General features: G+C 57.9%; 11 protein-coding genes and 1 pseudogene. 9 read left to right on the top strand and 3 right to left on the bottom strand.

The window, feature by feature from the left end; genetic code table 11:
- From ACIQV9_RS11020 to ACIQV9_RS11005, 4 genes and pseudogenes are all read left to right on the top strand, one after another.
- Positions 1–270: pseudogene (locus ACIQV9_RS11020) on the top strand (succinate--CoA ligase subunit alpha); the annotation flags it as partial.
- Positions 271–725: 455 nt separating this feature from the next.
- Positions 726–2,039 (top strand): branched-chain amino acid transport system II carrier protein, encoded by a 1,314-nt coding sequence (gene brnQ / locus ACIQV9_RS11015; RefSeq protein ID WP_403101023.1) that lies wholly within the window; start codon positions 726–728, stop codon positions 2,037–2,039.
- A gap of 252 nt (positions 2,040–2,291) precedes the next feature.
- The gene (locus ACIQV9_RS11010; protein ID WP_403101022.1) at positions 2,292–3,029 is read left to right on the top strand and encodes a DUF599 domain-containing protein; all 738 of its coding nucleotides are present in this window, start codon (positions 2,292–2,294) and stop codon (positions 3,027–3,029) included.
- The gene (locus tag ACIQV9_RS11005) at positions 3,029–3,430 is read left to right on the top strand and encodes an MAPEG family protein (protein ID WP_403101020.1); all 402 of its coding nucleotides are present in this window, start codon (positions 3,029–3,031) and stop codon (positions 3,428–3,430) included. The genes ACIQV9_RS11010 and ACIQV9_RS11005 overlap by 1 nt, the downstream gene beginning before the upstream one ends.
- Before the next feature lie 67 nt (positions 3,431–3,497).
- On the opposite strand, the gene ACIQV9_RS11000 is transcribed toward ACIQV9_RS11005, so the two are convergent.
- Positions 3,498–3,731, bottom strand: coding sequence for a hypothetical protein (locus ACIQV9_RS11000; RefSeq protein ID WP_109635983.1), 234 nt, complete (start codon positions 3,729–3,731; stop codon positions 3,498–3,500).
- A gap of 157 nt (positions 3,732–3,888) precedes the next feature.
- Between ACIQV9_RS11000 and ACIQV9_RS10995 the strand changes: the two genes are divergently transcribed.
- From ACIQV9_RS10995 to ACIQV9_RS10980, 4 genes are all read left to right on the top strand, one after another.
- Positions 3,889–4,365, top strand: a complete 477-nt coding sequence (locus tag ACIQV9_RS10995; protein WP_403101018.1) for a PaaI family thioesterase — start codon at positions 3,889–3,891, stop codon at positions 4,363–4,365.
- Positions 4,362–4,814, top strand: coding sequence for a PaaI family thioesterase (locus ACIQV9_RS10990; RefSeq protein ID WP_403101016.1), 453 nt, complete (start codon positions 4,362–4,364; stop codon positions 4,812–4,814). Before ACIQV9_RS10995 ends, ACIQV9_RS10990 begins: the two co-directional genes overlap by 4 nt.
- An 81-nt stretch (positions 4,815–4,895) precedes the next feature.
- Positions 4,896–6,800: a molecular chaperone HtpG gene (gene htpG / locus ACIQV9_RS10985; protein ID WP_403101014.1), complete on the top strand. Its 1,905-nt coding sequence runs from the start codon at positions 4,896–4,898 to the stop codon at positions 6,798–6,800.
- A gap of 66 nt (positions 6,801–6,866) precedes the next feature.
- Positions 6,867–7,595: a dienelactone hydrolase family protein gene (locus ACIQV9_RS10980; RefSeq protein ID WP_403101012.1), complete on the top strand. Its 729-nt coding sequence runs from the start codon at positions 6,867–6,869 to the stop codon at positions 7,593–7,595.
- A 130-nt stretch (positions 7,596–7,725) separates the two neighbouring features.
- Here the strand turns inward: ACIQV9_RS10980 and ACIQV9_RS10975 are convergent, their stop codons facing one another.
- Together ACIQV9_RS10975 and ACIQV9_RS10970 are read right to left on the bottom strand one after the other, a co-directional pair.
- A complete protein-coding gene (locus tag ACIQV9_RS10975; protein ID WP_403101010.1) occupies positions 7,726–8,613 on the bottom strand; it encodes a pirin family protein in 888 nt (295 codons plus the stop codon).
- Positions 8,614–8,674: 61 nt separating this feature from the next.
- Positions 8,675–9,091, bottom strand: a complete 417-nt coding sequence (locus ACIQV9_RS10970) for an OsmC family protein (protein ID WP_403101008.1) — start codon at positions 9,089–9,091, stop codon at positions 8,675–8,677.
- Between the two features lie 142 nt (positions 9,092–9,233).
- Between ACIQV9_RS10970 and ACIQV9_RS10965 the strand changes: the two genes are divergently transcribed.
- A complete protein-coding gene (locus tag ACIQV9_RS10965; protein ID WP_403101006.1) occupies positions 9,234–10,244 on the top strand; it encodes an amidohydrolase family protein in 1,011 nt (336 codons plus the stop codon).
- Positions 10,245–10,326: the final 82 nt, after the last annotated feature.

Genomic DNA, 10,326 nt, shown 5'->3' with positions numbered 1-10,326 from the left:
GTGATGATCGGTGAGATCGGCGGTTCGGCTGAAGAAGAAGCGGCTGCCTACATCAAGGCACACGTGACCAAGCCGGTTGTTTCCTACATCGCTGGTGTGACTGCCCCTGCGGGCAAGCGCATGGGCCATGCTGGCGCAATCATCTCTGGCGGCAAGGGCACTGCAGACGAGAAGTTTGCTGCCCTGGAAGACGCAGGCGTTAAAACCGTGCGTTCGCTGGCAGACATCGGCAAGGCTTTGTCCGAGCTGACCGGTTGGGCGATCAAGTAAGCCTCGCGCTTAGCTGACGCTTCACCAAACAAAGGCCACCTTCGGGTGGCCTTTGTCGTTTCTGGAGATTGTGATGGGCCGTTGTGGCGAGGGGATTTATCCCCGTTCGACTGCGCAGCAGTCGTAAAACCATTGTATGCGGTGCATCTGATACACCTCGAATTCAGGTTTGGGGCCGCTTCGCGACCCAACGGGGATAAATCCCCTCGCCACGGGGTTCTGTGCAAGTAAATAAAATATGTAAACGCGACACGGAAATGTCGCGTATCGGATAGATCGCCCCTTAACAGTGCGTTTGTCGGGCAAATTCGTTAGGCTAGCAGCCATTTTTGCGTCCGCGGCCCACAAGGAAGCAACGCGCTAAAGGGTCAGTCCTATACGGACCGACAGCATTTCCCTCACCCACAAGGGAAATCCCTCTCTAAATTCCGATTCAGTAGTGTGGTATTTCCTTAATGAAAGTTTTGAAAGGTCAGGACATCCTGGCACTTGGTTTTATGACGTTTGCCCTGTTTGTCGGGGCCGGCAACATTATCTTCCCGCCTATCGTCGGTTTGCAGTCCGGGCCCAATGTCTGGATGGCGGCGCTGGGCTTTCTGATCACAGCGGTTGGTTTGCCGGTGATCACCGTGGTTGCGTTGGCCAAGGTCGGTGGTGCGATGGATGCCTTGAGCAGCCCGATCGGCAAAATCGCCGGTGGCCTGCTGGCCGCTGCGTGCTACCTCGCTGTTGGCCCGCTGTTCGCCACGCCGCGCACCGCGACCGTGTCGTTCGAAGTAGGCTTGGCACCGCTGACCGGCGAGAGCCCGCTGGCGCTGTTCCTCTACAGTTCGGTGTACTTCCTGCTGGTGTTCTTCATTTCGCTCTATCCGGGGCGTTTGCTGGATACCGTAGGACGTTTCCTCGCCCCCCTGAAGATCATCGCCCTGGCCGCACTCGGCATCGCCGCATTCGCGCTGCCTGCCGGTGACATCGGCGTGGCGACGCCTGAGTATGTCGCGGCGCCGTTCTCCCAAGGGTTCATCAATGGTTACCTGACCATGGATACCCTCGGCGCGCTGGTGTTCGGCATCGTCATCGTCAACGCGATCCGCTCCCGTGGCGTCGAGTCGCCGGCGCTGATCACCCGTTACGCAATCATTGCCGGGTTGATTGCCGGTGTGGGTCTGGCGCTGGTGTACGTCAGCCTGTTCCGTCTTGGTTCCGGCAGCCATGAAGTGGCGGCCGGTGCAACCAACGGTGCCGCGGTGTTGCACGCTTATGTTCAACACACCTTCGGTTCGTTGGGCAGCGGTTTTCTGGCGGTGCTGATCTCTCTGGCCTGTCTGGTGACGGCGGTCGGTCTGACCTGTGCTTGCGCTGAATACTTCAGCCGTGTGCTGCCGCTGTCCTACAAGACGCTGGTGATCATCCTGGCCGTGTTCTCGCTGTTTGTGTCCAACCTGGGCCTCACCAAGCTGATTGCGTTCTCGATCCCGGTACTGACTGCGATCTACCCGCCGTGCATCGCCCTGGTGGCGCTGAGCTTCTGCAAAGACTTCTGGCATGAACAGGGCCGTATCGTTGGCCCGGTGATGTTGGTGTCGTTCATCTTCGGCATGATCGACGCGCTCAAGGGCGCCGGTCTGGCGGATTGGATGCCGACGCAGCTGTCCCACCTGCCGCTGAGCGAGCAAGGCCTTGCGTGGCTGGTGCCGTCGGTGATGACCTTGGTGGTTGCGGTGGTTTGCGACCGTCTGCTGGGCAAGCGCGAAGAAGCGCTGGCTTAAGTTGCTTCATGGCCCGCCACAAGCGGGCCAATCAAGCAGAAAACAGAAATGCCCCGTATCAATCGATACGGGGCATTTTTTATGCGCGAGATGCGGTGTCTTTTTCCTTGAGTTAACGTCGAACCAGTACCCTGTAGGAGCGAGGCTTGCCCGCGAAGGCGGTGTCACAGGAGAAATTTATCGCCTGACACACCGCCTTCGCGGGCAAGCCTCGCTCCTACAAGGTCAATGCCAACGTTCACAAGGACCTGCATGTCGTTCATCCACGCCAACATCATCCACATCCTCGCCGCGCTCTGGTTTGTCATCTGCTGGGGCGGTTACACCCGGTATGCCTCGTGGAAAGGCCGCGACACCGCGTGCCTGGCCAGTGTGCTGCACTTGTACCGTGAAGACTGGATGCGCCGCATGCTGCTGCGCGATAACCGCATCGCCGACGCCAGCGTGATTGGCAACCTGGAGCGCAACGCCTCGTTCTTCGCCTCCAGCACGCTGATTATCCTGGCCGGCATTCTCACCGTACTCGGCGCCTCTGAACGGGCCGTGTCGTTGCTGGCAGATATTCCGATGGTGCAACAGGCATCGCAGGGCATGTCCGAGATCAAGTTGCTGTGCCTGGCGCTGGTGTTTGTCTACGCGTTCTTCACCTTCAGCTGGTGCATGCGCCAGTACAACTTCGCCGCCATTTTGATCGGATCGGCGCCAATGATCGGCGAGCGCCACGTGTCCGAACAAGAGCGCAAAGCGTTCGCTGCCCGAGCCGCCCGGGTGATCTCCATGGCCGCCAACCAGTTCAACTTTGGCCTGCGCTCTTACTACTTCGGCATGACCATGCTGGCCTGGTTCGTCAGCCCGTGGCTGTTCATGTTGATGAGTGCCGGCGTGGTGCTGGTGTTGTATCGCCGGGAGTTTCATTCCGACGTTCTCGATGTGATGGTCTATACCCCTACAGAGGCGCCACTGCCCGAAGCCAATAAAGAGGCCGCTTGATGAGTATTCCGTTCTGGTGCGTGTTTATCAGCGCCTTGCTGATCTACGTGGCCCGCATGCCCGTGGCCAAGGCCATGAAAGAGCAGGGCGGTTACAACAATCACCTGCCGCGTCAGCAACAAGCGCAACTCACAGGCTTCGGCGCCCGTGCCGTGGCAGCGCATCAAAACTGCTTCGAGGCCTTCATATTGTTTGCGGTGGGGGTGTTGATGGCGCACACCACGCAAACGGCGGGGTGGCTGATCGATTCGCTGGCAATCATCTTTGTGATTACCCGGATCATTTATTTACTGTGCTATTGGGCTGACCTTGCCTGGCAGCGGAGTCTGGTGTGGTTCATCGGGCTAGTGTGTTCGTTGCTGCTGATGATTAGTCCGACTTTTAGAACTATTTTGCTCTAGCGGGGTAAATCACAGACAAAAGAAAACCCGCACTTGGCGGGTTTTCTTTATCACGCTAAAAACTGATTTAGTTTTTAGGTGCTTCTTTTGCTGCCGCTGCATCCGATTCAGCCTGAGCTTTGGCGGCTTCGGCGTTTTCTTTCGCAGCGTCGTTCACTTTATCCTGAGCTTTGTTCATGTCTTGCTGAGCTTGCTCGGCATGTTGGTTAGCATCTTGAGCTTTGTCCTCGGATTTTTTATCGCAGGCAGCGAGACCGAGGGAAGCGGTCAACATCAAGGCAATAGCTAAAGTCTTACGCATGGGGTGTATCTCCTTATGGAAAATATCTACTGGCCTTTCGAGCATAGCCACCAGGGTTAAGTTCCTCAATTCGTTCAGATATATAAGATTATTCTCGTGGGAACTTTTACGAATACGTCGAATACGTTTTCCGAATACTAAGAAGAGTGTTTATCACATGGCCGAAAACCCCGTTTTTGAGCGCGCGACGCGATTTCTTTCAGCGCTCAGGCATTGTCAGGTACTGGGTTTGCGCGTTCACAGCGCCAGCAGCGAAGGACTGACGGTCATCCTGCCGTACAGCCCGCAAATCGTCGGCAACCCACAGACCGGCGTGATCCATGGCGGCGCGCTGACGTCCCTGATGGATACCGCTTGCGGCATGTCGACCCTCTGCGTCCTGCCCGAATTTGAAGTCTGCCCGACCCTCGATTTGCGCATTGACTACATGCACGCCGCCGAGCCTCACAAGGATGTCTACGGTTTCGCCCAATGCTACCGGGTGACCACCGACGTGATCTTCGCTCGAGGCTTTGCCTACCAGGACGATCCCGAGCAGCCCATCGCCCATGTCGTCGGCACATTCATGCGCATGGGCAAAGCCATCAAAGGCGCCAAGGGGTTTGGCGGTACGATCGCCAGAGGTGCGAAATGACTGACACTTTCAAAGAACAACTTCAGCAGGCCCACGAGCAGGGAGACTACGCCTCGCTGCTGCACCTGCTCCCTTACGCCAAACTGATCGGCGTCGAGTGTTCCCGTGTCGGGGATGAGTTGCTGTTCCGCCTGCCGGCCAACAAGGACAACATTGGTAACCCTTTGCTGCCCGCGATCCATGGTGGGGTGATTGCCGGGTTCATGGAGCTGTCCGCAGCGCTGCACCTGCTGATTTTCACCGGTTCGCCGGGTGTGCCGAAGATCATCGACTTCTCCCTCGACTACCTGCGAGCCGGGCAGTTTCGCGATACGTGGGCTAAATGTCAGGTTTGCCGACAGGGCCGACGCGTGGCAAACGTTGCGATTACGGCTTGGCAAACCACCGAAGCCGAACCGATTGCCACGGCCCGCGGCCATTTCAAAATTGAAGAGCCCTTGAAATCCTGAACTCAGCCCCAAACTCTGATGACAACCCGCCGCCGACCCTCAAGGTCGCGGCCACTGCCATCTGATTGGAGTTTGATGACCATGAGTGTGGAAACTCAAAAGGAAACCCTGGGCTTCCAGACCGAGGTGAAGCAACTGCTGCACCTCATGATCCATTCGCTGTATTCCAACAAGGAAATTTTCCTTCGCGAATTGATCTCGAACGCCTCTGACGCTGTCGATAAATTACGTTTCGAAGCCCTTTCCAAGCCTGAACTGCTGGAAGGTGGCGCCGAACTGAAAATCCGTGTGAGCTTCGACAAGGACGCCAAAACCGTCACCCTCGAAGACAACGGCATCGGCATGAGCCGTGAAGACGCGATTACCCACCTGGGCACCATCGCCAAATCCGGCACTGCCGATTTCATGAAACACCTGTCCGGCGATCAGAAAAAAGACTCGCACCTGATCGGTCAGTTCGGTGTCGGTTTCTACTCGGCGTTCATCGTTGCCGATAAAGTTGACGTGTTCAGCCGTCGTGCCGGTGCTGCCGCCAGCGAAGGCGTGCATTGGTCGTCAAAGGGTGAAGGCGACTTTGAAGTTGCCACCGTCGAGAAAGCCGAGCGCGGCACCCGTATCGTCCTGCACCTGAAGTCCGGTGAAGACGAATTCGCCGATGGCTGGCGTCTGCGCAACATCATCAAGAAGTACTCCGACCACATCGCTTTGCCGATCGAGTTGCCGAAAGAAGTGGCCGCCGTTGAAGGCGAAGAGGCGCCAGCCGTTGAATGGGAAACCGTCAACCGCGCCAGCGCCCTGTGGACCCGTCCTCGCACCGAGATCAAGGACGAGGAATACCAGGAGTTCTACAAACACATCGCGCACGATTTCGAAAATCCGCTGAGCTGGAGCCACAACAAGGTCGAAGGCAAGCTCGAATACAGTTCGCTGCTGTATGTGCCGACCCGTGCTCCGTTCGATCTGTACCAGCGTGAAGCGCCGAAAGGCCTGAAGCTGTACGTACAGCGCGTATTTGTCATGGATCAGGCCGAGTCGTTCCTGCCGCTGTACCTGCGCTTCATCAAAGGCGTGGTCGATTCCAACGACCTGTCGCTGAACGTGTCGCGGGAAATCCTGCAGAAAGACCCGATCATCGATTCCATGAAGTCGGCGCTGACCAAGCGCGTTCTGGACATGCTGGAAAAACTGGCGAAGAACGAGCCTGAGCAATACAAAGGCTTCTGGAAGAACTTCGGTCAGGTCATGAAAGAAGGCCCGGCAGAAGACTTCGCCAACAAAGAAAAAATCGCTGGCCTGCTGCGTTTCGCATCGACCAGCGGTGATGAAGGCGAGCAAGTGGTGGGTCTGGCCGATTACCTGGCGCGCGCCAAGGAAGGTCAGGACAAGATCTACTACCTGACCGGCGAAACCTATGCGCAAGTCAAAAACAGCCCGCACCTGGAAGTCTTCCGCAAGAAAGGCATCGAAGTGCTGCTGCTGACCGACCGCATCGACGAGTGGCTGATGAGCTACCTCAGCGACTTCGACGGCAAGAGCTTTGTCGACGTAGCGCGCGGCGACCTGGACCTGGGCAACCTGGACTCGGAAGAGGACAAGAAAGCCGCGGAAGAAGTTGCCAAGTCCAAAGAAGGTCTGGTTGAGCGTCTGAAAACTGCACTGGGCGATTCCGTCGCCGAAGTGCGGGTTTCCCACCGTCTGACCGATTCCCCGGCGATTCTGGCCATCGGCGAGCAGGACCTGGGCATGCAGATGCGTCAGATCCTCGAAGCCAGCGGTCAGAAGGTTCCGGATTCGAAGCCGATCTTCGAATTCAACCCGGCTCACCCGCTGATCGAGAAACTCGACAACGAGCAGAGCGACGAGCGCTTCGGCGACCTGTCGCACATTCTCTTCGATCAGGCGGCCCTGGCCGCCGGCGACAGCTTGAAAGACCCGGCCGCCTACGTGCGCCGTCTCAACAAGCTGCTGGTTGAACTGTCGGTTTAACTGCGTTGTACAAAAACCCGCTTCGGCGGGTTTTTTTATTCTGGTGTCTTTTACTGGGAGTTAGTCATGAGCCAAATCACTGTTCGTTCCGTCGCTTATCAGATTGATGGCCAGGCGTATGAAAGCCGTCTGGCGTTCGATGCCGACCACAAAGGCCCACGTCCCGGTCTGTTGATGGCGCCGAACTGGATGGGTGTCAGCGCCGGTGCCGAGGCGATCGCCAAGTCGGTGGCGGCCAAGGGTTATGTGGTGCTGATTGCGGATCTGTACGGCCAGCCGGTGCGTCCGCAGAATGGCGACGAGGCGGGTGCAGCAATGATGCCGCTGAAGAACGACCGCGCCTTGCTGCGCAAACGCATGCAGGCGGCGTTCGAACAGTTGCAAGGGCAGGACGAGGCGGCGGTCGATACCTCGAAACTGGCGACCTTCGGTTTCTGTTTTGGCGGTTGCTGCGCTCTGGAGCTGGCCCGCACGGGCGCGCCGGTAAAAGCGACCGTTTCGTTCCATGGCACGCTGGATACGCCGAACGTCGCTGATGCGAAAAACATCAAGGGCTCGGTGCTGGTGTTGCACGGCGCATCCGATCCGTTGGTGCCGAAGGAGCAATTACCGGCGTTTGAAGTGGAAATGAATGCGGCGGGCGTGGATTGGCAGCTACTCAGCTACGGCGGCGCGGTGCATTCATTTACCGATCCGCATGCGAATGTGCCGGGCAAGATGATGTATGACGCGAAGACAGCGGAGCGGGCGTTTACCTCGATGCACAATCTGCTGGATGAAGTGTTTAGCGGCTGATAGTTGTTTTCTGTCCTGACACTCTTGATCGTTCCCACGCTCTGCGTGGGAATGCCTCTAGGGACGCTCCGCGTCCAGTGACGCGGAGCGTCACGGGCTGCATTCCCACGCGGAGTGTGGGAACGATCAGTTACAGGGGAGTCGGTTCGCTTCGGTGTTTCGGCAGTTCGATCCGCTCGCTTTCCCCGGGCACCGTCGGCCAATCCCCGGCCGCCCAGCGTCGCCGCGCTTCATCGATCGCCGCCGGATCGCTCGCCACAAAATTCCAGTTGATTCGCCGCGGCCCGTCTAGCGGCGCCCCGCCAAACAGCACCGCATGACAGTCGCTCTCGGCGAACAACGTCATTTCCTCTCCGGCAGGCAGCACCACCAGCGCATGCGGTTCCAGCAACTCGCCATCCAGCTGCGCTTCGCCACTGAGCACATACAGCGCCCGTTCTTGATGCTCGGTCGGAATCAGCAAGGTGGTCGCCGTTTGCAGGTTCAATTCTGCATACAGCGTAGGAGAAAGCACCGGCACCGGCGATTCCAGGCAAAAGCCTGACCCGGCAATCATCCGGATCTTCACGCCAAGGTTATCGCTGACCGGCAACGTCGCCGCCGGGTGATGGCTGTAGTGGCCAGGCCCCTGTTCATACTCTTTCGGAGAGGCGAGCCAAATCTGCAAGCCATGCATCGTGAAGCCGCTTGCCTTCAAGGCTTCAGGGGTACGTTCAACGTGAGCAATCGCACTGCCCGCCGTCATCCAGCTGACATCGCCGGCCTCTACCACTTGATCGGAGCCAAGACTGTCCTTGTGCTGGATTTTGCCTTCGAACAAGTAGGTGAGGGTGGACAGGCCAATGTGCGGATGCTGACGGATGTTCATGCCTTTACCCGCCGGATAACGGATTTGGAGCATGTGGTCGAAAAACACGAAAGGCCCGACGCTACGGCATTTGGCTGACGGCAGCGGGCGCAGAATCGGTTGGCCCTCGACATCTTCGGCGCGGGGGCGGATCACGAGCGGAGTGTTCATGGTGCATTCCAGGCTGAGCGGGTGACGCGTGGAGCATAACCCGCTTGTGCAGCGCTTGCCGCTATTGGCTGAAGGCACCTTCGGACAGATGGGTTTCGATGCTGACTTCAGAGCTGGTCATCAGCTTGTGCACCGGGCAACGGTCGGCCACACGGTGCAATTCGTCGCGCTGAGCATCAGTGAGCACACCCTTGAGGGTCAGTTTGACGTGCAGGGCATATTTGCCTTTCTGCTCTTCGCTGTTGTCACGTTTGACTTCGACCGTGACGCCGGTCAGCGGAATGTCTTTCTTCTTCGCGTACATCTTCAGGGTCAGGGCCTTGCAGGCACCCAGGGCCGCGTCGAAGTAGTCGTGTGGCTCGGGGGCGGTGCCTTCGCCACCAGAGGTTTTGGGTACATCGGCAAAGAGTTCGTGGTCGTCGATCTGGACACTGTGGCGAAAACCTTCGGCGGAAACGGTATTGACGGTAACGGTCATGAGAAGCCTCCCAGGCTAAAAAGTCATTCGAACAAAAAAGACCTTGAAGGTATAGAGCATCCCTACCGATGCGCGTTCCACTTTCTTACCGGCTGAACCGTCTCAAGTGTGCAGAGGTCTATGTTTTTCCTGCTCCCGGAGAATGCCCGTGCCCTTGTTTCGTTTGAGCCTTGCCTGTTTGCTGGCGCTGCCCAGTGCTTACGCCAATGCACGCGAATACGCCTACAGCGACGCGCACCTGCATTACGTGGACTTTTTCCAGGAAACCGCCGGCATGCCAGCATTGCTCAAGGCCATGGACGACAATGCCATTGATCATGTGATGATTTCCGGCATCCCGGTGGCGAAGAAATGGCACGAAGACGAACCGAAGCGCCCGCGCTATTACGCCGGTGATGATGCCGATGCCTATTGGTACAGCGCGACGGATGTGATCGTCGCGGCAGCGGTAAACAAATTGACGCCCGAGCAGCGCCAGCGTTTTCACCCGTTCCTGGCAGGCTTCAATCCCAACGACAAAAACTCCGCGGCGCACATCCAGCGCATGCTCGACCTCAATCCGGGGCTGTGGCAGGGGATTGGCGAAGTGTTTACCCGGCACGATGACCTGACCGCGCTGACTTCCGGGGACACGCCACGGGCCAACAACGAAGCGATGACCCGGATCTATCACCTCGCGGCCGAGAACGACTTGCCGGCGATGCTGCACTCCAACATCACCTCCAAGCGTGAGAAAAATCCGCTGTATCTGTCGGAAGTCGAGGAGCCGCTGCGTAATCATCCGCACACGCGATTCATTTGGGCTCACGCGGGCACCAGCGCTGAAGTCCATCGGCATCAGACTCGGCTGGATTTTCTGTTGCCGACCCTGAGCCGAATGCTCGAGGCTTATCCCAATCTGTACATCGATCTGTCCTGGAGCATGCTGACGCCTTACTTGCTGGATGCGCAGGGCAAGCCTTCAGAAGCCTGGCTGAAACTGGTGGAGCGCTTCCCGGATCGCTTCATGCTCGGCTCTGATGTGGTGGGACGTTTCAACAAACTCTGTAAGGAAATGCGCAGCTTCGATCCGTTTCTCGACGCCTTGCCTGAGCAGGTTGCGAGGAAAGTCGCACGGGACAATTTCCTGTCGATTCTGCCGCGTAACCGTTAAGGCGTCGGGCGACCGATTGGCTGCGCACGGTTGCGGATGGCGCAATCCCTGCCTATGTTCCATGCGAGGCATTACTGGCGAC

This window comes from Pseudomonas sp. NPDC099000 (assembly GCF_044759925.1).
Lineage (GTDB): Bacteria > Pseudomonadota > Gammaproteobacteria > Pseudomonadales > Pseudomonadaceae > Aquipseudomonas.
Note: the sequence above shows the minus strand (reverse complement) of the source record. Positions and strands in the feature narration are given on the sequence as shown.